Below are 21,556 nucleotides of genomic sequence, written 5' to 3'. Positions count from 1 at the left end.
TCGGACCGGGGGCCTTATTTGTGTCCGGTGACCCACGAGCCGCCCGACTGATCCCCCGCTAGTGATCGAGTCGAGCTCGGAAGGATGTTTCACGTGGAACGAGATCTTGGTGGAACCACCGCGCTGCCGGCTGAGCCGGAGCCGCCCGCGTCCGCCGCCGTGGTGTTCGGCGACCGTCTCGATCTTGCGCGCCGCTATTGCGCCGCGCTCGCGACTGCGGGGGTTGAACGAGGTCTGATCGGACCTCGGGAGGTGCCTCGGCTGTGGGACCGGCACATTCTCAATTGTGCTGTGCTCGGTGAATTAATTGCCGAGGGTTCCTCGGTGGTAGACGTCGGCAGCGGTGCCGGGCTCCCCGGGATCCCGTTGGCCATCGCGCGTCCCGATCTTCGGATCACCTTGGTCGAACCACTACTGCGTCGGACCATTTTCCTGAGCGAGTTCATCGAGTCGGCCGGACTGGACGTGACGGTTGTGCGTGGCCGAGCCGAGCAGTCGGGCGTATTGAAGGAAGCGGGCGGCGCCGATGTGGTGACCTCTCGTGCGGTAGCTCCGCTGGCGAAGCTGGCGCAGTGGTCGCTTCCCCTCCTGCGCGATCACGGTCGGATGCTCGCCCTCAAGGGAATCAGTGCGGCCGAGGAGCTCGAGCGTGACGGCGAAGCCTTGGCTCGCGCTGGAGCGGGCAAGGCAGCTGTGCTCGAATGCGGAGCGGGGATTGTCTCACCACCCACCCTCGTGATCAGCGCCGAGCGTCTGCCGCGTTCCGAACGTTCACCGAGACGCGCGGCCAAGCAGGCCCGTAAGGCGAAGTAGCGGTATCGAACTCTCGGCCGATGTTTCACATGAAACCTCGGCAGGTTTTGTCGGGCCCAGGGGCGGGAATCGTCACAGTTATGCCGTGATCATTTCGCGGTCCCGGTGGCAGATACTCGGGAACCGCAAAGCGCGATGAGCCGAGACTACGACGAGCCGAGACTACGACGAGCCGAGACCGCGACAAGCCGAGACCGCGACAAGCCGAGAATGTGACAAGCCGGGAATGTGATGGCCGACAGGCTGACGGACACGGCGGTCCCACCCTCGACAGTTGTGTTGCTGCGCCGGCGATGCCCCAACCGGATTCGGCGGATCTCTGGATCCCCCGCTGTGCTGTGATCGCTGCCGCGGGACGCTTGGCGTCCGGCGCTGTCCGCGGGAAACAATCAATTGATGCGACGAGTACGCGCCAGGAGCGCAGGACGGTGCAGCGCTCACGCCGGGCGTCTACTTGCCACGTAGATCCGGTTCATCGCATCCTCGATCATCGTGAGCGGTTCGACGTATCGGAACGGATCGCGTGTTAGTCGCGACGGGTCGAACCAGCCACACATATTGATAGATAGGCGAGCGAGTGGCCGTAGGCCTCCCCCGCTGTACCGCTGTACCGCTGTACCGCTGTACCGCTGTACCGCTGTACCGCTGTACCGCTGTACCGCTGTACCGCTGTACCGCTGTACCGCTGTACCGCTGTACCGCTGTACCGCTGTACCGCTGAACCGCTGAACCGCTGAACCGCTGAACCGCTGAACCGCTGAACCGCTGAACCGCGTGGTCGATCGAGTGTCTCGCTTCTGGGTGAGGTTGGGGGTCACGTTTCATGTGAAACATCGCGTCGGGTGCCCGAAACTTCGCGCGCGACAGCGAGAATCGCCGCAGATTCGCGTGTCCTGTGCGCGTCGTCGCGATTCAGCTTTCTTATCCCGCTGAGTGCTGGCAAGCTAGTCACCGTCGGGCGTGAGCGTTGGTGCCACGGATGGATGTGGTTGTCACAGCGGCGGGAGCTCCGCTCGGTCGATCGGGCGCCACGGCCCCGATTGAGCATCATGTTCGATCCGACACAGCTGTTGATGACACGGCGCCGACGTTCGTCGGTGGCACGTGATCTGAAGTTCTCGGGTTAGGAGCTGTCTATGTCGAGCGGTCCGGCGAATGTTTCACGGGAAACGACGTCGCGTGTGCCGGGGATGCTGGACTCCAGCAGCCTCGACGCGGAGGCATTCGGAAGCACACCGTTCGGGCACATCTCCGCCAGTGAGACCCCGATCGCGGCCGAAGCCCAACGCGCCAGCCAAATATTGCATCCAGGAAAGGTGACAGTGCCGAAACCGCACGAGCAACGCATCATCACCATCGCCAATCAGAAGGGTGGCGTCGGTAAGACGACGACGACGGTCAACCTCGCGGCCGCCCTGGCGCATCAGGGGATGACGGTTCTCGTGATTGATCTGGACCCGCAGGGCAACGCGAGTACTGCACTCGGCGTGGAGCATCACTCCGGTATCCCGTCGAGCTACGAACTGCTCATCGGCGAGATCTCGGTCAAGGATGCGATTCAGCGGAGCCCGCACAATGAGCGCCTGTTGTGCATTCCGGCGACGATCGATCTGGCGGGTGCGGAGATCGAATTGGTGTCGATGGTGGCGAGGGAAGGCCGGCTCAAGACTGCCATTCAGGAGGCCAACATCGCCGGGTATGACATCGACTACGTGATGATCGACTGCCCGCCGTCGCTGGGGCTGCTGACCGTCAATGCGCTTGTCGCAGCCAAGGAGGTGCTGATTCCGATCCAGTGTGAGTACTACGCGCTGGAGGGCGTGGGGCAGTTGCTCCGCAATATCGGACTCGTGCAGTCCCACCTGAATCCCGAATTGCATGTTTCGACCGTCGTGCTAACGATGTATGACGGCCGGACCAAGCTGGCCGACCAGGTTGCCGAGGAGGTTCGTGGGCACTTCGGTGATGTGGTGCTGCGTTCGGTAATCCCCCGAAGTGTGAAGGTCTCCGAAGCTCCGGGCTACGGAATGACGGTGCTCGATTATGATCCAGGCTCCCGGGGTGCGATGAGTTATCTCGATGCGGGTCGTGAGATGGCGGCACGTTCGGTACTGCGGAGTGGTGCTGCGGAACGCTCGTAATGAGCTCGGCTCGGTGTGTATGGACTTTGGTGTGGTGGCGAACAAGGAAGGGATCGGTAGACCGATGACTCAGGCTAAGAAAGGTGGGCTGGGACGCGGACTTGCCGCGTTGATCCCGACGGGGCCGGAGGCCGCACCGGGTCTCGGCAGTGCTGCGGCGAATGTGGTGATCGGTCTCGATCCGATCGGCCCACAGCCGGCCTCGGCGTTCCTGCATCGCGTCCCTGATCCAAGTTCGGCTACCGAAGAGGACGAGGAACTCACCTCGACGGGCGGCGCGGTCTATCGCGAAATCTCACCGGATCAGATTGAGCCGAACCCGAAGCAGCCGCGTCAGGTATTCGAGGAAGAGGCGCTGGCCGAACTGGTCCACTCCATTCGTGAATTCGGGCTGATGCAACCGATCGTGGTGCGCCGGGTCGAGCCCGGCGTCGACCGGTATCAGATCGTCATGGGTGAGCGGCGCTGGCGGGCGTGTCAGGAGGCCGGCCTGGCGACCATTCCGGCGATCGTCCGTGAGACCGCGGACGAGACGATGTTGCGCGACGCCCTGCTGGAGAATATCCATCGGGTGCAGCTGAATCCGCTCGAAGAGGCGGCAGCGTATCAGCAGCTGCTCGAGGAATTCGATGTCACCCACGAGGAACTCGCTTCGCGGATCGGACGGTCACGGCCGGTGGTGACGAATATGATCCGCCTGCTGAAGCTGCCGATTCCGGTGCAGCGGCGGGTAGCAGCCAGTGTCCTGTCGGCGGGCCATGCTCGCGCGTTGCTCGGACTGGAGGCCGGTGCGGATGCGCAGGAGGTACTCGCCGCGCGCATTGTCGCTGAGGGGCTGTCGGTCCGTGCGACTGAGGAAGCCGTCACCCTCGCCAACCGGAATCCGGACGAGGCCACTCCCCCGACACCTCGGCGCAAGCCGATTCATATGCCGGGTCTACACGATGTCGCCGAGCGGCTGTCGGAATCTTTCGATACTCGGGTCACCGTGAGTCTCGGCAAGCGCAAAGGCAAGATCGTTGTCGAGTTCGGCTCGGTCGAAGATCTCGAGCGCATTGTCGGCATGATGGAGCAACAGCAGCTCGGCAAGTGACAAATGTGGCGAAAATGGGTCCGTATTTTCGATAGGTACGGGCCTGGCGCCGAAACGTCACAGTGACGGCGACCAGAAAAGAGCCTTCGGCGAACCGGCGTAAGGCGCTTGACCAACAGCACAGCGACGTGGAATGAGGCAGGATCTCGTTGAACGCTTATTCTTGCTGGCGAGCAAGTATGGACGCGGCGTGAGCGTGGATGAATCGGATAGCTGGAGGCTGAGTAGAGCGGTGTCGACCAGCGTCACGGCGCTCACCCTCGGTGGGCTCGACAAACTCCCCACGCACGCACGGCGCTGTGTGTTCTGGGAGATCGACCCGGCCGTGGCCGAGAACACCCGGGAATTCAGCGATCCGGTCTTCGAGAAGGAGGCATGGCTCTCGACGGTCATGCTCGAGTGGGGTTCGTGTGGGCAGGTCGCGAACGTCAATGGGAATGTGGCGGGATGCGCGCTCTACTCGCCACCCAGCGAGGTTCCACGCGCTGCCCTCTTCCCTACCTCGCCGGTAAGCTCGGATGCGGTCCTGCTGACCACGCTGAGCGCCGAATTTCCCTATCGGGACGCGGATGTTGCCCACCGGCTTATATCAGCTGTCGTGGCCGATCTGGTGCGTCGTGGTGTGCGTGCGCTGGAAGCCTTCGGTATTCGTACCGATCCACCAACGAAAGCATTGTCCGATCGAGCACTGGGATCGATGACCCTGATGGAGCGCATCGGTTCGCCCGTTCGGGACACCGCATCGGCTTCGTCCGCCACCAAGTGCTCGCCGGAAACCTGCATGATCGACGCGGATTTCTTGGAGGATGTCGGCTTCGAGGTGGTTGCGCCGCATCACCGATTCCCGCGACTACGGCTGGAGTTGAACTCCGATCACGGCTGGAAGGAAGATGTGGAGCACGCCCTCGATCAGTTGCTGGCGGCAGCGTCGCTGACCGTCCCCTTCCGGGTCGGAGCCCCCTGATCTGTGATGGACGCAAAGGTGCCCCTGCTGACCGAAGTCGGCAGGGGCACACTCAGATATCTTTTGGCAGTGGTCGCCGTATTTGATTGAGCCCGAGGATGTTCGGGCTTCGGTTTACAGCCGGTCGGCCGCAGCCAGTTCCTCGGCGAGCAGTTCCGCGAAAGTGTATGTGCCAGTGGGCTGGTCGTCCTGGCCCAGCAGGTACAGCCGTTTCACCGAAATAAGGATGGCTTCGGCGATCACGTCACGCATTCTCGGATTGGTGAGCACCGTGGCGTCGTATTCGTTGGTGAGATAACCGATGTCGACCTGCACGGTCGGCATTTTGGTCAGCCGCAGCAGATCCCACGTTCGGGAGTGAGTCCGGCAGTCCTGCAACGATGTTCGCGCGACGACCTCGCGCTGGATGAACCCGGCCAGCACCTGGCCGATCATCGATACCGAGCCGTGTGAGTTACCGAAGTGGAAGCCGGCGACGCCGTTCGCCGAAGGGCTCGGGTTGGTCGCGCAGCGCAGCGAGATCATCAGATCGGCGTCGAACGCATTGGAGGTTTCGGCCCGTTCGGCGTCGCTCGGGTTGGCCCCCCACGGTCGCGAAAGGAAGGTCTCCATACCGGTGGCGGCCATTCGGCCCTCCAGCCGACTCGCCAGATCCCAGAGGATCTCCGATTCGTAGACGTCGCCGTATTCGGTGGGGACTGCATATCCTTTATCCGGTCCGCCGAGGCCAGGATCGATGACGATCCGCTTGCCGGTGAGTTGTGGGCCTGCCCGGTGCACCACTTCCTCCTCGGCGATGCGGTGCGGATTGCCGCCGGTGACGCGCGCGCCGAGCAGTTCGAGCGATCGCAGCGTGTCGGGGCCGCAGATGCCGTCGGCTGACAGCCCGATTTCCCGCTGGAACCCCGTCAGGCCCTCATGGGTGTGCGGACCGAAGTATCCGTCGACACGATGTACATAGAAACCGAGGTCCTGCAGCCTGCGCTGCAGAGTCGCGACATCGTCGCCATAGAGCGGCGCGGACAGCTGATAGATCAGCGTGCGGGCACCGAGCCGATAGGATGCTTCCTTCAGCGCTCGATAGGTGGCCGGGCCGACGACCCCGTCGACCAACAGCCCGCGGTGCTGCTGGAATGCGCGCACTGCCGAATCGAGCTGATGATCGAAGGCGGCCGCGGTGTCTTTCCAATACTCGCGTGCATCGGCGTGATCGGTGCCGACAGCGTGAGCGTGCAGAAACCCAAGACTTGCCAGGGTGCTCCGAACCTCGGCGACGGCTGGACCGGCATCGCCGTGACGAAGTCGGTGCATGCGTGAGAGCCCTTCCCTTCCGTCAACCCGGGTACCAACTCATGCGACGGAAACACCCTCGCACGACCGGAGATCGGTCGATTGTCTCAGACCCGGACGGGAATTCAGCAATTCCCGGCGCCAGGCATCCTACGGCGCGTCGTTGGAACGCGGCGTCCTTTGGCCCGTTCGGGCCGGTGCGGTCAGATGACGCCGTCGAGTTCACGCAGGAGGGCGGCCTTGCCCTTTGCGCCGACGATCTGCTTAACCGGCTTGCCGCCCGAAAACAGCATCATAGTCGGCAGCGAGAGGACCTGATAATCGCGTGCTGTGCTCGGGTTGGCGTCCACGTCCAGCTTAGCGACGGTCAGTTTGTCCGCATGGGTGCCGGCGATCTCTTCGAGCACTGGGGCGACCATTTTGCACGGACCGCACCAGTCGGCCCAGAAGTCCACGAGCACGGGCTTTTCGCTGAGCAGCACGTCATCGGCGAAGGACGCGTCGGTAACGGTGACAGTGTTAGCACTCTTGGACATGGTTCTCTCCTAGTTTTGATCGGCGGGGTTCGCGGGCCCTTCGTGGTCGCGCGAGCTTCCGCCTCCGGGCGTGACGCTGCACGCCGCGGTATAACCGACGAAATCAGTTGGCGGGCACGGCAACCGGGTTGCTGGCGTGGTCCAGCGTGTTGGCGGCGATATCGCCCTGCTCGGACAGCCAGCGCTCGGCGTCGATGGCCGCGCGGCAGCCGGTGCCCGCGGCGGTGATCGCCTGCCGGTAGGTGTGGTCGACGAGATCGCCCGCGGCGAAAACTCCGGCGACCTCGGTGGCGGTCGAGGGGTGCAGGACCTGCACGTAGCCCTCGTCATCGAGATTCACCTGGCCGCGCACGAGTTCGCTGCGGGGGTCGTGGCCGATCGCGACGAACAGGCCGGTCGCGGCGAGCTCCGAGGTTTCGCCGGTGCGAGTGTCGCGCAGTGTCAGGCTCGTCACACTGGTTTCGCCGTTGACGGCGGCGATTTCCGCGTTGAGCGCGAACTTGATCTTCTCGTTCGCCTTCGCACGCTCGAGCATGATGCGCGAGGCACGGAACTCCTCACGGCGGTGCACGATGGTCACGCTGGCGGCGAACTTGGTCAGGAAGGTGGCCTCCTCCATCGCGGAGTCGCCGCCGCCGACCACGACGATGTCCTGGCCCTTGAAGAAGAAGCCATCGCAGGTCGCGCAGGCGCTGACGCCGCGCCCGAGCAGCTGCTGCTCACCGGGAACGTTGAGATAGCGTGCCGCCGAGCCCATGGCGAGAATCACCGCGTACGCCTGGTAGGTCTCGCCACCGACCGTGACGGTCTTGACCGGGCCATTCAGATCGATCGCGTCGACGTCCTCGGTGCGGATATCGGCACCGAACCGCTTGGCCTGTTCGCGCATTTCCTCCATGAGGTCTGGGCCCATGATGCCGTCGCGGAAGCCGGGGAAGTTCTCCACCTCGGTGGTCGTCATCAACGCGCCACCGAATTGGGTGCCCTCGAACAGTAGTGGCTGGAGCTCGGCGCGGGCCGCGTAGACGGCGGCGGTGTAGCCGGCGGGGCCGGAGCCGACGATGATCAAGTCGCGAACTGGCGTGCTCATTTGGGCCCTTCAGAGCGGAGAAATCTGGACGTGTCGGTCAACAACAGCCTAAACGTTGTTGTTCCCGGGGGGAGGTCTCGGCCACCTCCCCGACGGTCAGCCGATGTCGGTCATGGCCAGCTGCTGCGGATCGTCGGTGGTGCAACCGATTCCGACGACCAGGGCGGTGATCTTGTGTGGTCGGGGGCCGGTGAGCAGGATCAGGACCGCTTCGGTGCCCTTGAAGGAGGTGTTGGTCGAGCCGAGAACTGTGCGGTCGAGACCATTGGCGTGTACGCATCGGTTCAGCGAGGTCGGGCTGCCCAGCGAGCCGGTGACGTCGTTGCGGCCGAGGGCGGTGAGGGCCGCGGTGGCATTGAGGTTGTCACCGAGCTCGACGTTGCCGTGCGTCGGCTGGGCGGTGGGGGCGACCTGACGGTCGCGCAGGGATTCCACCGCGACCGCGGCACAGGCGATGACCGCGACCGCCGCCGCTGCTGCTGCGAGCCAGCGCAAGAGCCTGCGTTGGCGCCGGTCCGCGAGCTCGATCGGCACGGCAAGAGGTGGTTCTTCGCGTTCGATCGCGGGCTGTTCGAGTGTCGAAACCGTTGGGGTGACGGAAGTTTCGGGCGCCGCTGTGGTGAACGGCAGATGATGGACGGTGGCGACCTGTTCAGTGGGCTCCTCGGCCGCGTCGAGTCCGTCGACGAATTGCTCGAGCCGGGCGGAAACCTCGCCGGGCATCGAGTGAATGATGTGGTCCTCGCGGCCCAAGGTGCGCAGTCGTGCGCTGACCTCGTCGAGGGAGTGCAGAAACCGCAATGCGTCGGCGTCGCGCTGAACCTCGGGCCACAGCTGTGCGCCGAGGTCGGGTGCGATGTTGTCGGCATGCAGGTCGGCGAGCAGTTCGGGTGAGAACGGAGGCTGCGGAACGGATCGGGTCGCCATCGCACCTCCGGTTCATCGTGTCCGACGTCATGTGGACGTCATACGGAACATTCTTGTAAACCATTTGTCGTGAGTCCCGCCGCCGAGCGGAGGGATACCGGTAGATCTTCTAGTGGTTCGTCACTATTAATGACGCACCTCGTCTACTTCCGGTTCCCCGGATCGCGCAGAAATTCCAAACGTTCTTGTAGACGCTGCCGGGCGCGTGCACATCGGCTCTTGATCGTGCCCGCCGGAACGCCGAGCATCGCGGACGCTTCCGCCACGCTATACCCCTCCAGATCTACCGCGACCAGTGCCGTCCGCTGGTCCGGCGGTAGCGAGAAAAGGGCGCGGTCGATGACAAGCGACATCTCCAGTTCCGCCATCGCGTCCCGCTCGTCGCGTGGTTCGGGCATCGTTTCGGGCGACAGCGAGATCGCGCGTCGGGTCTTGTTGCGCCGGATCCGGTCCAGGCAGGCGTTCACCACGATCGCGTGCAACCAACTGCGCACCTCGGCCTCGGCACGGAACGAGGCAGCTGTACGGTGTGCGGACAGCAGCGCGTCCTGTAGCGAATCCGCCGCATCCTCGCGGGTGTAGGACGTTCGAAGGGCGGTTTGCCAGAGATGATCGTTATGCCTGCGCAACAATTCGCCGAAAGCGTGCCGCTGGCCGGCCACATGAGCCCGGAGTAGCTCGGTGTCGGTCAGCTCGTCGGGCATGAACGAGCGATCGCGCAACGGCCGCGATGTCCCTCCACGGGAATCCTCGTTCAGTTCGGACAAAAGCCAACCCCTTGGACAGCGCACACGGCGGCGAACGGGCATGACTGACCGTCACCGAAGATTTCGCAGCATCCAGGATCGAAACACCAGAACCCGGGAAGCTCCCCTGCTGAGAGCGCGGATTAGATCATATCGCCAGTAACGATTCGGCAGCAACAACAGTGTGCTCACACCGAATTGTGATTACGCGGCAGCTGATTTCGCGAACACATGGCTAACTGAGCCGGGCGGCGTTTCCTGCGGCGGCACGGTGCGACCACGTGCGGCGGCGGACGCGTTGGTTAAGGCGCGGCGTCGAGTTGAAGATCGGCGATTGCCGTTTGGAACTGACCGCCGGAATTCCCCAATCCGGTGATCCAGACGAGCACATAGCGAGCGGACTGATCGGTGCGAACCGGAATGTCGGTGACCCCGTCACTTAGTCGCGCGGAACCGATCAGCTGGGTCTGGTCGAGCGTCGGCGATGCGGTCGGTGAGGTCCGGATTTCCACCGTGGTACCCGCGCTCGGCGAGTTGATCGATACGTTCGTCAACTTCGCCGGGCTCGGTAGTGTCGCCAGCAGCCCGACCCCCTTCTTGAGGGCCGGGAACTGCTGGAAGTACTGGTCGGTGTGCCACCGGGTGCCCGGATCGTGGTCGAGCACCGCCCCGACCTTGCCGACGCCGTCGGGCGTGCCCTCCGGCGAGAACACCGACACCTGGGCGACCGTGAGCGGTACGCCGCCCGCGGGCGTGTTGGGGGTTGCCGCTGGACCGGATGCCGCTGGGGGCGCGCTATTGGTAGTAAGGCCGATATTGCGTTGCTCATTGAGTGGCGCGTCGGACGCGCCCGGCGCGAAGACGCTGACCATCCACCAGATCACGATGCCGACCACAAGGGCGGCCAGAATGCCTAGCCCGACCATGATCCACATCATCCGCTGCGAGCGTTCTCGTTCCGCCGCAAGCAACTCCGGATCTGCCAGCGACTCGTCGACGTGTGCCGACTGGCGCTGACCGAGGCGCAACACGGGAATGAAATCGGTCTTCTGATCAACCACCGACGCCTGTTCGAGCACGTGCTGAACGGTCGCGGCCGTGCGGACGCCCTTGTTCGATTCCAGCGATCGCACCGCGACGGCGGAGATTTCGAACGGTACCTCCGGGCGAATCTGCCGCGGCTCGACCGGCGTACCGTCCGGGCCGAAATCAGCCAGCCGGAGTCCGCCTATCGTCTCGGTGCCGGTGACCCCGCCGGTGCGGATCGGCCAGCGCGCGGTGATCAGCGCGTACAGCATCGCACCGAGACCACGGACATCCGATTGCGCGTCGGAATCGGCGAGGGTGCCCGGGAAGGCGAGGACCGCGTCGCCGGACGCGCTGATCCGAATCCGGTCCGGGTGATCGATCGAGAGCGATCCGCCGCCACGGTGGGCCAGTTCGGCGGCCGAGGCGAGGGCACGGACCGCGCGGGCCGCACCGATCGGTGAGGGCACCGTCTCGGCCATTTCACGCAGTGATCGGCCCGGGGTCCACTCGGCGACGACGATGCCGCCGGAGCTGCCGCGAACCACGTCGAGCACGCGTGCCAGACCCGGTGAGTTGATTCGGCCGAGGCGCAGCGTGCGCGACAGGATCGCCTGCGGGCCATCATGGCCGGAGTTCTCACTGGACTTCTGATCGGCGTCGACGAAGGTCAGCGCGACCTCACGGTCGAGCTTGATATCGAGGGCCTGCCAGAACTCGAGGCCGCGGGCGCCGCCGTGACCGGCAAGCAGCCGGTAACGTCCGCCCGCCACCGAGGCGCCGGGAATCAGCTTGGGGCCGCGCGGAGTTCGTCGACCGCCCGCGTCACGCTCAGCAGGCGGTAGCTGTGGCGGAATCGGAATCATTCCGGTGTCGTACATCGGATCACGCTCGGGCACATGGGGCTGCCCCTCGCCGGCTCCCGGACCCGCGTCCCGATCCGGTGGGCCGGTATCGGCCCCCTGATTCGTGTACGCAGGATCCGACGCATCCGAGGCCGCGAGCGGGGAGTCGGTAGAGAGCCCGCCCGCCGTGGCCGCAGAAGAATCGGCGGCTGGGGCGCCGCCGCCCACCGCCGCGTCGTCGCTCACCCTCGGTCCTCCTTCGCCCTGATGTGTCGAGGTTCCGGCGAATTCGCCACTTGTGCTTCTCTGCCGAACAGGGTACGGGAACTCACCCATGCCGGTGAGGTCAACGGCATCGGCTCTGATCACGGGGAGCACCATGGTCTGGGCATCCATGTACGGGTCGAACTGAGGGTATGCGTAGGGGTCCGGCCTACGGAAGACTTGCGTTGCGTAATCATCCTCGACCGGGCCCTCGAGGTCGAGATCCGGTGCGGGCGGCGTGAGGCCGAGGCGGCGCGAAATCGCGACGGTGATCCCGACGATTTCCGGGATACCAGCCAGCCGCATGAGCCCGAACGCGACGGCGAACATCACGATCGCCGAGACCGCGACGCCGACGAGCGAACTGATCCCGCCCGAGAGCCGGTCCAGCCCAAGTACTTTGTTCACGATCAGCATGACCGCGCCACCGGCGATCGAGGCCAGCACCACTCGGGTTACCGTGCGACTGACGTTGGCCATGCGCAGATCGCCGAGACTGCGGTGCAGCAGGTAGCCGCCGATGACCGCGCCCGCGGTGAAGCCGAGGCCGGTGGCGACGCCGAGCACGATCACAACCTGCTCGCTGGTACTCGCGACGACTGGCGCCAGCGCGGAAAACAGTATCTTGACGCCGGTGATCCCGAGGATGATCCAGGTGGGTGTCCAGGCCTGCTCTCGGGCGTAGAACACCCGCAGGTGGATCAGCACCAGCGAATACGGGATCAGGGCGAACGCCGACCAGCTGACCGCGTGGCCGAGGCGTGCGGCATCGTCGGCGAAGCGCGCGTAGCCGAACAGGCCCTCACCGACCTGCGGTCCGGCGAGGGTGAGGAAGGTGACGACCGGGATCAACGCGATCATCGTCAACCGGGTCGCTACGGAGAGGTCGTCGACCACCGCAGGTGTGTCGTTGGCGGCGGCGTTGCGGCTCAGGCGGGGCATGATCGCGGTCAACAGGGTGACGCCGAGGATGCCGTAGGGCAACTGGAGCAGCAGCCATGCCTGTGAGTAGATCGCCGGCCCGGCTTCGTCGGCATGCGAGGAAATGTTGTTGGCGAAAATGAGGCCGACCTGGCTGATCAGCACGTAAAGAATTATGGCGCCGCCCATGGTGCCGAATTGCTTGAGCCGCGCATCGACGCCCCACAGTGGGCGCAGATCGATGCCCGCCCTGCGGATAGCGGGCAGCAGACTCACCGCCTGGGTGATCACGCCGAGGGTGACGCCACAGCCGAGCACGAGCAACTTCGGGTCGCTCATCCGCACCGGGTTCAGGGTGATTTCACCCGGTGTAAGTGCGTAGAGGCCGAGCGCGACAAGCACGACAAGGTTGTTCAGTACCGGCGCCCAGGCGCCGGGCTTGAACACTTGGCGTGTATTCAGAATCGCGGTGAACAGCGCCGACATGCCGTAGAAGAGGATGGCGGGTAGCAGTAGGAAGGTCAACGCGGTGGTCAGCTCGGTATTGACCTTGCCGTCAGACGACACGAACACATGGGTCGCCAGGATCGGCGCCGCGGCGGTCGCCAACAGTGCCGCCGCGGCGAGTACCGAGAACGCGGCCGTCACCAGGCGCCGGACAAAGGCGGTGCCGCCATCGGCATCCTCCTGTTCGGCGCGGACCAGCGTCGGCACCACCATCGCGGTGAGCACCGCGCCGAGCACCAACTCGGTGATCATGTTCGGGATCAGGCTGGCGGAGGTGAACGAACTGGCAATGGCGGGGCCGAGCACCGTGAGCAGAAGAAGTTGCTTGCCGAATCCGGTGATGCGACTGACCAGCGTGGCGAACGCGATCGACCCGGAGTCCTTGAGCAGCCTCGCGTTCGCGCTCTGCTTCGGTTCCTCGGTAGCCGTCGCCGATTGGGCCGCCATCTCCCGAGTCGTCGGGCGGTTGGCCGATTCAACACGCTGGGCGGGCGGTTGCTGCTGCCGCTGCGGTGGCGGGTAATGCTGTGGCCGCGCCTGTGGCGGCGCGGCGAAACGCTCCGGTGGCATGCGACTGGGTTGTGCTGGACCTGGACGCGTCTGGTTCGGCGGGAGCGGCCGGGGTTGCCCGGAACCCTGCGGCGGCGGCGCCGGATACTGACGCTGACCCGGGTGCGGCCGCGGCGCCTGGCGCTGCGGTGGAACCTGCTGACGCGGAATCGGTCCGGAAGGCGGCGGCATCCGCTGACCTGGCTGCGGCGGCGCGGCTGGATGACTGATCCTGGGCGCGGGCCTGCCGGGGGCGCCGTAGGGGTCGTCGGGACTCATCTCCGGGTCCTGCGCCGACCGCTGTCTTTCCCACGGGGCCATCGGAGCGCGACGGACCGGTGGTCCGTCGCGCCGATCGCTGGGATGCCGATGAGCGAGTGAGTCATCGTCGCTCATCATGCCTCCTGTACCCGCGCGAACAGCTGTATCCCGGAGGTGCGGTGAGTGACATTTCGCGGACTGCGCTCACCATGACTCCTCGGATCTCCCAGTCGCCCCCCACCGATCGGCACCGATGAGAGCGCGGTGCAATTGTCCCCCACTGTGCCATCTCCTACCGCGAGACATCCAATCGATGCAGGTGAGAGGATTTTGCGAGCCTGCTGCGAGCGCGTGTCGCGCGTGACCCTCACCGTGCCTCCTGCGTCTCGCGGGCGCTCATCGCGCCTCCTGCTGCTCCCGCTGCTGTAGTACCTGTTTCCGCGCACGCCGGAACCTGTTGATCCGGCGCTGGGTTTCCGGCTCGAAACCCTCGTCGGCCGGATCCGGCTGTTCGCGGAACCGACGCCACAACCGGCGCCCGACCAACAGGAACAGCAATACTCCGGCACTCGCGGTAATTATTGCCAGGGCCTGACCGTAAGCGTTCGAACGAACCGAAACCGATGTGGGATTGCCGAGCGGGATTCCGTCGGACGTGGTAAGGGAGATGGGAATGACCAGGTTACGGCTATCGCTCACCTCGGTCGGAATCTGGAAGGAACGAGTTCCGGTGGGTGGCAGCGTCTGTTCGCCGATATCGGTGATCTTCGTCTCGACGGGTGCTTCTATGCGGAATCGCACCCGGATCGCGACCGGCAACTCGTTACGAGCGACAAGCAGCAACGGGCTCTGCTCGGAGGCGAGCGTGTACACCCCGCCCGGCGGTAGCACCGTGACCGAGTGATGCAGGTTGTCCAGTGTCTGTGTGGTCTGGTCGAGCCGCCGCTGTGCCGCGGTATCAGGTTGGGCGGCATCGCCGCTGCGGCGATCGGACAGGGTCATTACGCGCAGCAGGTCATCGCGCAACGGGGTCAGATACTGCCGTGGCGTCGGCTCGGATTCGGGCACCTCGACCATCGCGCGCATCAGTTCGGTGATTCGGTGTCCCTGATCGTGCGTGGGCAGTACGAAACGGCCAGGAACCGCGTCCTGCGAGGCTTGCGGCAAATAGTCCAGTTCGTACGGTTGCCCGTCCGGCGGTTCGGCCAGTAGTTCGTGCAGTGCGCGCGGTGTCGCGAGATTGTTGTGGATCAGCAGATCTACCTGGCGCAGTAGCGCGGTCGCCTCGTCCCGATTGGCTCCCCACTGCTGTGGTGGCACCAGCAGCGTCGAGCGCGGCCGATCCGGCTGCGGGTTCAGGGCGGTCCACGAGATAGCGCCGAGCGCGTCCTGCAGCCGGGCCATCCGTGAGTCATGGGTGACGTCGTAGCGCACTTGCGCCGGCGTGAACGTCGGCGTCGGCGGATTCGAGCCGACCGCCGCCAGTGCGGTCGCTGACCAGATATCGAAGGTCGCGGCGTGCAAGGCCGGATCGGTGGGCGGGCTCGCGGGCGGGGTTGCGCTGGTAGGCGTTGAGGTGCCACTGGGAGCCTGGCTCGTCGGGTCTGCCGACGTGGTGGGGGCAGCGGTATCAGTCGATGTGGTGGCGTTGGCAGTGGGTGCCTGCGTGACGCTGATCTCGGGCAGCCGGACCACGTCAGGTGTCGCGGGCTCGGGAATCACCGGAAGGGACGTGGTTTTGTTCAGCGAGGTCTCGCTGTCGGGGCTCATTTGGTCGGTGCTGCCCGTCGCGGACGCGGGATCACCCTGCCCAGCGGTACCGACCGGGACAGCGCCGGTATCGGCGACAACGGCGGTTCCGAAACCGTGGTTACGCAACAGCATTCCCGCGCCCGCGTCGATGCTGCCGGAATCGGGCAGACTGACCCCGCGCACCGACCTGGTGGACAGGATGGAATCGACGATGTCGGCAGGCGCGTCCAATGCGCGCGCCGACAGCTCCGGATCGTTCACCGCGGCCAACGCCGTTATGTCCACCTGCGCGAAGGGCAACGCCACTGTGCACATCGAACTGGCGAGAGCGCGCAACCGATCCAGCCAGGCCTGTGCCTGATCGTTACCGGTGCCCGCTCTGGTCGCACCGTCGGGGTCCGACGGGCTGGCCAGCACGCGATAACCCTTTGTCATCGCCTGCGCCGTGATCAACAGGTCCGGATCGACCGCAATACAGACGGCCGTCGCCAGGTCCCGATCATGGCTGACGGTGGTGCCGACTGCAGCTTCCAGTGCCCCGAGTAACTGATCGAGGCGCCCGCCCTTGCCGAGCGAGGCCGCCAACTCGTCGTCGGTGAGTTCGACCTTCCCATTCACCGATCCGGGATTACCCGCGACCAGCCGAGGTCGATCCGCCAACGGCCACACCAGCGTCGTCGCAACCGGAGCGTCCGTCGCGGCGGGCGCCGGACCGCTGTCCGCGTCGCCGCTCGGCGCGGGCGGCACACCGAGGACCGGAAGCAGGAATCGGGCATCATCGAGCCGAGCCTGACTGCCGTACGCAGGCTCACCGTTCACATTCAGCAACAACGGATAGACACCCGGTGCGGTGATATCCAACGACGTGGCCGACTCACTACCATCTGGGCGCAGCGGGATCGTCAATGTGAACTGCTTGCGCTGTCCCGGAGTCAACCGGTCCACAACATCCTCGAACGGACCACTCACGTCGTAGCTGGCCTGATCGAGACGCAACGTCGAACGCAGCACACTCGGCGACGACACCGGATCAGCGCGCTGCATACGCACACTCACATCGTCGACGACGCGGTCACCGATATTGGTGACCGTCCCCGACACCGTAAGCACCGCATCGCCGATCGTCGTCACCGTCGTCGGAGTCACCGAATCGAGCGACAGCTTAAGAAACTTGGGCGTCGTGGAACCACTCGAACCGGTCGGCTGTGCGCCCGCCTGCTCGGCGAACAACATCGGAGCCACCGTCACCGAGCCGAGAATGGTCAGGACCGCCACGATGATCCGGAACAGTCCACGCGTCATCGCTTGCCGGTCTCCATCCGGTCGATCATTCGATTCGCCACCTCGGCCAAACGGCGTTCGTCGGCGTACGCGAGCCGAGAATCCAGCTCGCTCAACGGAACCCACGCAACCTGGGTGACTTCGACGTCCGCGTCGGACAGTTCACCACCGATCGAACGCAATAGAAAATGATGCACGGTCTTGTGTACCCGGCGACCCTCGGTAACGAACCAATAATCGATGCTGCCCAATTCGGCGACAACGACACCGTTGATCCCGGTCTCCTCGGCAACCTCACGGATCGCGGTTTGCTCGGAGGTCTCACCTTCCTCGATATGTCCCTTCGGCAGCGACCACAGCAACCGCCCGCGACGGTCGGTACGCCCGATCAGCGCGGCAGTACGTTTTTCCCGCGGCCCATCGAGCCCGTCGACCACCAACCCACCTGCCGAGGTCTCCCGCACTGTACGCATGCGCGGTTTCGCCGCGTTGGCGGCCGAACCGCGGCGCCGAGGCTGGCGGCGTCGACTGTTCGCGCGATCGGCCGGAGACACCCCGCAATCGTACTGTGTTTGAATTGCGACGCCTGCGGCGTCGCGTGTTCGCGGTGTGGGCTGCGAACGTTAGTGGTTGGTGCTGTGCTTTTGGCCGCTGGCGCGGCGTGTTCGCGGCCCCTATGGCTCACGTCCGAGGGGCAAATACTTGCTCCTGCGTCGCGTCGTATTTGCCCCTCGGACGCGAGCCGGCCGCGAACTTTAGGGCTCGATCTCGCTTCGCTCGAAACCTGTTGTCGTGGCGAGTGGGCACGTAAGTGGGTTTGTGCGGCACCTGACGGTTTCCGTATCCCACGGCCGTGCGTTGGTGGGTGGGGTGGGTTGCGCTGGGATGGGGGTTGTGGGGGCTCGGTAAGCTGCTCATTCGTGGTTTCGCCCCAGTCTGAGGATGCTGTGCAGGATCGACGTACCCGATTGCTGGCCGCGGCCGCGGTCACACTTGGGAGGTTGTCTGATGTACTGACGCCGCTGGGTGAGCTGTTCGCGGCAGGCGGGCACGAGCTGTACCTGGTGGGGGGCAGTGTGCGGGATGCGGTGATCGGCAGGTTGGGGACCGATCTGGATTTCACCACCGATGCGCGGCCGGAGCAGGTGCAGGAGATGCTGCGTGGGTGGGCCGATCATCTGTGGGATACCGGTGGGCTGGCGTTCGGAACGGTCAGCGCGTCCAAGGCCGACCAGCAGTTGGAGATCACCACCTTTCGCAGTGACGCTTACGACCGCGTGTCGCGCAATCCGGAGGTGACCTTCGGCGACACGCTTCAGGGTGATCTGGTGCGCCGGGATTTCACGGTGAACGCGATGGCGGTGCGGATCGGCGCGGACGGGGCGATGGAGTTCGTCGACCCGCTCGGCGGAATGGACGCGCTGCTCGAGGGGATGCTGGATACCCCTGCGGCGCCGGAGGATTCGTTCCACGACGACCCGCTGCGCATGCTGCGGGCGGCTCGTTTCGTCGCGCAACTAGGCTTCGATCTGCATCCGAGGGTGCGGGCGGCGATTACCGCGATGGCTCCGGAGATCGATCGGATCACCGCCGAGAGGGTTCGGACCGAATTGGACAAACTGGTAGCGTCCGCCCATCCCATCGACGGCATCAACATCATGTGCGAGACCGGTCTGGCCCAACGCGTGTTGCCGGAGGTCCCGGAGATGAAGCTGGAGATCGACGAGCATCACCAGCACAAGGACGTGTACTGGCATTCGCTGACCGTGCTCGAGCAGGCCATCGATCAGGAGGCGGGCGATCCCGATTTGGTGCTGCGCTGGGCGGCGCTACTGCACGACATCGGCAAGCCGGATACCAAGCGCAATGAGCCCGGCGGCGGCGTCAGCTTCCACCACCATGAGGTGGTTGGCGCGAAGATGGTGCGTAGGCGGATGCGGGCACTGAAGTACCCCAAGCAGTTCACCGAGGATGTGGCCCGGCTCGTGTTCCTGCACTTGCGGTTTCACGGTTACGGCAAGGGCCAGTGGACGGATTCGGCGGTGCGTCGATATGTCACGGACGCGGGCGATTTGCTGCCTCGGCTGCACAAGCTGGTCCGCGCCGACTGCACTACCCGCAATAAGCGCCGGGCGGCCGCATTGCGCGCGACCTACGACGAGCTGGAGTCGCGCATCGCGACGCTCCAGGAGCAGGAGGATCTGGACCGGGTCCGCCCGGATCTGGATGGCAACGCCATCATGGAATTGCTCGGCCTGCGGGCCGGCCCGGATGTCGGCAGGGCGTGGCGCTTCCTGAAGGAATTGCGCCTGGATCGCGGACCGCTCAGCAGAGACGAGGCCGAGGCCGCATTGCTGGCATGGTGGAAATCGCAGAGCTGAAAGCGGTTTCGGTGCCCACGCGGGTCAGCAGACGATCAGCGTGGTACCGGCCACGATCGCCGATCGAATCTGTGCCAGATCGAACGACCCAGTGATCTCCGGAAGTTCGACCCGGAATCGGACGAGTTCGCCCTCGCGGGTCGCGTCCACGATGCGTGCCTGATTGGGCAGGTCGTTGAACTCGGCCGCGGGGGTGGGCAGCATGCTGCGTGGTACTCGGATGCCGAGCCAGTTCGCGCGACGGATGTCGACGGTGAGCCGGTTGTCGCGAACTCGAGCGTCCACCAGCGCGCTGATCAGCCTGCGTCGGTGCTTGGCCTTGATCAGGCCACTTCCGTCGATCTGCAATGTCCAGTCCAGCGGTTGGGTGTTGAGCCATCCGACCAGCGCTTCGGTGGTGACGGTGCCGTCGAGGTCGAGCTGTTGGGTCCGCAATTTCGTCGGCACGCCGGGGATCAGCCGGACACCGTGCGCGATCACCGACACCGACTCGATCGGATGGTCGTCCCAGCACATTCCGGACAGGACGGTTTTGGTCTGGAAGTGGGCGCCACGGCGGCGGACCTCGAGCACATCCAGGGTGGCGTGCAGTTTGTGACCGAGCAGGGTCGCGATGACCTTCCGGCTATCGAAGCGGCTGAGAATTCCCTCGCTGAGTACTGTCATCAGGACGTCGGGCAGCAATGCCGTGACAGCGCCCGAGCCCAGGTCAGCCACCGGATCCACCCAGGTCGTGGTGAAGGAAACCCATTGGTCGAGCAGGGACCGGTCGAACAAGCGCTTGCCGAGGTCGATGGCTCGCAACGGTGACCATGACGTCGGATCGAAATACGTGGCCATGATTGATACGAGCGTACTTGGCACCGGCGAACAAGCCCACGCTGTGCGGCGGACCTGGCGGGCGACTATGGATCGACAGGCCCTGAACAGTCGGGTTTCTGTCCGTATATACGGATGCATTCGCTTTGTTTGTCCGAGTTTGCGGAACTATGCTGACGGCGTGGCTACTCTGCGGATACGGGATGCCGCCGAGCTGCTCGGCGTCAGTGATGACACGGTGCGGCGTTGGATCGATTCCGGCACACTCGCCGCGACCAAGGATTCCTCCGGCCGACTGGTGATCGACGGCAAGGAGCTGGCGGTGCTCGCTGTCGAGCAGGCGCGGCCACCACAGACTCGGCTCGGCAGTGCCAGTTCGGCACGAAACCGATTTCCCGGATTGGTCACCCGCGTGGTGACCGACACGGTGATGGCACAGGTGGAGATGCAATGCGGACCGTTCACAGTGGTGTCGTTGATGAGCAGCGAAGCGGTACGCGAGCTCGGGCTGGAGCCGGGCAGTGTGGCAATGGCAAGCGTGAAGGCGACGACCGTGGTCGTCGAGACCGCTACCGAATGAACCGCGCGCTGCTGGCGGGGGTGGTCTCGGGATCGGTTCTGCTTTCTGTCGTCGGCTGTGGCTCGGACGGGAATGACGGCTCCACAGCCGACTCCGGGACCGTCACGGTATTCGCCGCGGCCTCGCTGAAACAGGTATTCACCCAGCTGGGCAAGGATTTCGAGGCCGCGAATCCTGGTTCGAAAGTGGAGTTCTCCTTCGGTGGTTCGTCGGATCTCGCCGCCCAGATCAGTCAGGGCGCCCCGGCCGATGTCTTTGCCGCCGCGGATCCGGTGACGATGGCGACGGCGGTGGATTCGGGCCGTATCACCGAGCCGACGGAAAACTTCGCGACCAACGTGCTCACCATCGTGACGGCACCAGGGAATCCGAAACATATTGCCGGACTGAGTGATTTGTCGAAGTCCGGAGTTCAGTCGGTGGTGTGCGCACCGCAGGTGCCGTGCGGGCGGGCAACCAAGAAGATCACCGATGCGGCCGTGGTTTCGCTGACGCCGGTGAGCGAGGAAGCGTCAGTGACCGACGTGCTGACGAAGGTCACCTCCGGCCAGGCCGATGCCGGGGTGGTGTACGTAACCGACGCGACCACTGCGGCCGCAAAGGTTGCGGCGGTACCGATTCCGGAAGCGAGCGCCGCAGTGAATACGTATCCGATTGCGGTGCTGGCGGATTCGAAGAACGAGAAGTCGGCGCACGAGTTCGAGAGCCTGGTGACCGGGCCGAAAGGACGGGAAGCGCTGGCGGGGGCGGGATTCGGCGCGCCGTGAGCG

The 21,556-nt window shown here is 64.9% G+C and carries 16 protein-coding genes; 7 read left to right on the top strand and 9 right to left on the bottom strand.

Annotation, left to right across the window (positions count from 1 at the left end):
• The first annotated feature begins 84 nt into the window (after nucleotides 1-84).
• The 4 genes from rsmG (at nucleotide 85) to LKE06_RS06930 (ending at nucleotide 5,011) form a co-directional block, all read left to right on the top strand.
• Nucleotides 85-813: a 16S rRNA (guanine(527)-N(7))-methyltransferase RsmG gene (gene rsmG / locus LKE06_RS06945; RefSeq protein WP_227997793.1), complete on the top strand. Its 729-nt coding sequence runs from the start codon at nucleotides 85-87 to the stop codon at nucleotides 811-813.
• Between the two features lie 1,190 nt (nucleotides 814-2,003).
• Entirely contained in the window at nucleotides 2,004-2,954 is a 951-nt protein-coding gene (locus tag LKE06_RS06940) for a ParA family protein (RefSeq protein ID WP_227999314.1), read from the top strand.
• Between the two features lie 64 nt (nucleotides 2,955-3,018).
• Nucleotides 3,019-4,047, top strand: coding sequence for a ParB/RepB/Spo0J family partition protein (locus tag LKE06_RS06935; protein WP_227997792.1), 1,029 nt, complete (start codon nucleotides 3,019-3,021; stop codon nucleotides 4,045-4,047).
• 232 nt (nucleotides 4,048-4,279) lie between these two features.
• Nucleotides 4,280-5,011: a GNAT family N-acetyltransferase gene (locus LKE06_RS06930; RefSeq protein ID WP_227999313.1), complete on the top strand. Its 732-nt coding sequence runs from the start codon at nucleotides 4,280-4,282 to the stop codon at nucleotides 5,009-5,011.
• 114 nt (nucleotides 5,012-5,125) lie between these two features.
• Here the strand turns inward: LKE06_RS06930 and LKE06_RS06925 are convergent, their stop codons facing one another.
• The 8 genes from LKE06_RS06925 to LKE06_RS06890 form a co-directional block, all read right to left on the bottom strand.
• A complete protein-coding gene (locus LKE06_RS06925; RefSeq protein WP_227997791.1) occupies nucleotides 5,126-6,322 on the bottom strand; it encodes an N-acetylmuramoyl-L-alanine amidase in 1,197 nt (398 codons plus the stop codon).
• A 182-nt stretch (nucleotides 6,323-6,504) separates the two neighbouring features.
• Complete coding sequence (gene trxA, locus LKE06_RS06920) at nucleotides 6,505-6,837, bottom strand: thioredoxin (protein WP_227997790.1); 333 nt, start codon at nucleotides 6,835-6,837, stop codon at nucleotides 6,505-6,507.
• Nucleotides 6,838-6,940: 103 nt separating this feature from the next.
• Nucleotides 6,941-7,927: a thioredoxin-disulfide reductase gene (gene trxB / locus LKE06_RS06915; protein WP_227997789.1), complete on the bottom strand. Its 987-nt coding sequence runs from the start codon at nucleotides 7,925-7,927 to the stop codon at nucleotides 6,941-6,943.
• Nucleotides 7,928-8,023: 96 nt separating this feature from the next.
• Nucleotides 8,024-8,854, bottom strand: a complete 831-nt coding sequence (locus tag LKE06_RS06910; RefSeq protein WP_227997788.1) for an RsmA family anti-sigma factor — start codon at nucleotides 8,852-8,854, stop codon at nucleotides 8,024-8,026.
• A gap of 143 nt (nucleotides 8,855-8,997) precedes the next feature.
• Entirely contained in the window at nucleotides 8,998-9,558 is a 561-nt protein-coding gene (sigM, locus tag LKE06_RS06905; RefSeq protein WP_227999312.1) for an RNA polymerase sigma factor SigM, read from the bottom strand.
• A gap of 344 nt (nucleotides 9,559-9,902) precedes the next feature.
• The gene (locus tag LKE06_RS06900; RefSeq protein WP_227999311.1) at nucleotides 9,903-13,610 is read right to left on the bottom strand and encodes a murein biosynthesis integral membrane protein MurJ; all 3,708 of its coding nucleotides are present in this window, start codon (nucleotides 13,608-13,610) and stop codon (nucleotides 9,903-9,905) included.
• 759 nt (nucleotides 13,611-14,369) lie between these two features.
• Nucleotides 14,370-17,027, bottom strand: coding sequence for a DUF6049 family protein (locus tag LKE06_RS06895; RefSeq protein WP_227997787.1), 2,658 nt, complete (start codon nucleotides 17,025-17,027; stop codon nucleotides 14,370-14,372).
• Nucleotides 17,024-17,560, bottom strand: coding sequence for an NUDIX hydrolase (locus tag LKE06_RS06890; protein ID WP_227997786.1), 537 nt, complete (start codon nucleotides 17,558-17,560; stop codon nucleotides 17,024-17,026). The genes LKE06_RS06895 and LKE06_RS06890 overlap by 4 nt, the downstream gene beginning before the upstream one ends.
• Before the next feature lie 393 nt (nucleotides 17,561-17,953).
• Here LKE06_RS06890 and LKE06_RS06885 point away from each other — a divergent pair, with 393 nt between their 5' ends.
• A complete protein-coding gene (locus LKE06_RS06885) occupies nucleotides 17,954-19,387 on the top strand; it encodes a CCA tRNA nucleotidyltransferase (protein ID WP_227997785.1) in 1,434 nt (477 codons plus the stop codon).
• 24 nt (nucleotides 19,388-19,411) lie between these two features.
• Here LKE06_RS06885 and LKE06_RS06880 read toward each other — a convergent pair whose 3' ends face one another.
• A complete protein-coding gene (locus LKE06_RS06880) occupies nucleotides 19,412-20,227 on the bottom strand; it encodes a hypothetical protein (protein ID WP_227997784.1) in 816 nt (271 codons plus the stop codon).
• A gap of 160 nt (nucleotides 20,228-20,387) precedes the next feature.
• Here LKE06_RS06880 and LKE06_RS06875 point away from each other — a divergent pair, with 160 nt between their 5' ends.
• Both LKE06_RS06875 and modA read left to right on the top strand, forming a co-directional pair.
• Nucleotides 20,388-20,786: a TOBE domain-containing protein gene (locus LKE06_RS06875; protein ID WP_372477290.1), complete on the top strand. Its 399-nt coding sequence runs from the start codon at nucleotides 20,388-20,390 to the stop codon at nucleotides 20,784-20,786.
• A complete protein-coding gene (gene modA / locus LKE06_RS06870; RefSeq protein ID WP_227997782.1) occupies nucleotides 20,783-21,553 on the top strand; it encodes a molybdate ABC transporter substrate-binding protein in 771 nt (256 codons plus the stop codon). Before LKE06_RS06875 ends, modA begins: the two co-directional genes overlap by 4 nt.
• Nucleotides 21,554-21,556: the final 3 nt, after the last annotated feature.

It is taken from the genome of Nocardia australiensis (genome assembly GCF_020733705.1).
GTDB classification, from domain to species: domain Bacteria; phylum Actinomycetota; class Actinomycetes; order Mycobacteriales; family Mycobacteriaceae; genus Nocardia; species Nocardia australiensis.
This window is presented reverse-complemented; position numbering and strand designations above follow the sequence as displayed.

Bases quoted from the DNA above. Each gene is read 5' to 3' on its own strand.
- LKE06_RS06935 (WP_227997792.1), top strand. From the start codon at position 3,019: ATGACTCAGGCTAAGAAAGGTGGGCTGGGACGCGGACTTGCCGCGTTG.
- rsmG (WP_227997793.1), top strand. From the start codon at position 85: ATGTTTCACGTGGAACGAGATCTTGGTGGAACCACCGCGCTGCCGGCT.
- LKE06_RS06910 (WP_227997788.1), bottom strand. From the start codon at position 8,854: ATGGCGACCCGATCCGTTCCGCAGCCTCCGTTCTCACCCGAACTGCTC.
- trxA (WP_227997790.1), bottom strand. From the start codon at position 6,837: ATGTCCAAGAGTGCTAACACTGTCACCGTTACCGACGCGTCCTTCGCC.
- LKE06_RS06895 (WP_227997787.1), bottom strand. From the start codon at position 17,027: ATGACGCGTGGACTGTTCCGGATCATCGTGGCGGTCCTGACCATTCTC.
- modA (WP_227997782.1), top strand. From the start codon at position 20,783: ATGAACCGCGCGCTGCTGGCGGGGGTGGTCTCGGGATCGGTTCTGCTT.
- trxB (WP_227997789.1), bottom strand. From the start codon at position 7,927: ATGAGCACGCCAGTTCGCGACTTGATCATCGTCGGCTCCGGCCCCGCC.
- sigM (WP_227999312.1), bottom strand. From the start codon at position 9,558: ATGCCCGACGAGCTGACCGACACCGAGCTACTCCGGGCTCATGTGGCC.
- LKE06_RS06880 (WP_227997784.1), bottom strand. From the start codon at position 20,227: ATGGCCACGTATTTCGATCCGACGTCATGGTCACCGTTGCGAGCCATC.
- LKE06_RS06900 (WP_227999311.1), bottom strand. From the start codon at position 13,610: ATGGCGGCCCAATCGGCGACGGCTACCGAGGAACCGAAGCAGAGCGCG.
- LKE06_RS06940 (WP_227999314.1), top strand. From the start codon at position 2,004: ATGCTGGACTCCAGCAGCCTCGACGCGGAGGCATTCGGAAGCACACCG.
- LKE06_RS06925 (WP_227997791.1), bottom strand. From the start codon at position 6,322: ATGCACCGACTTCGTCACGGCGATGCCGGTCCAGCCGTCGCCGAGGTT.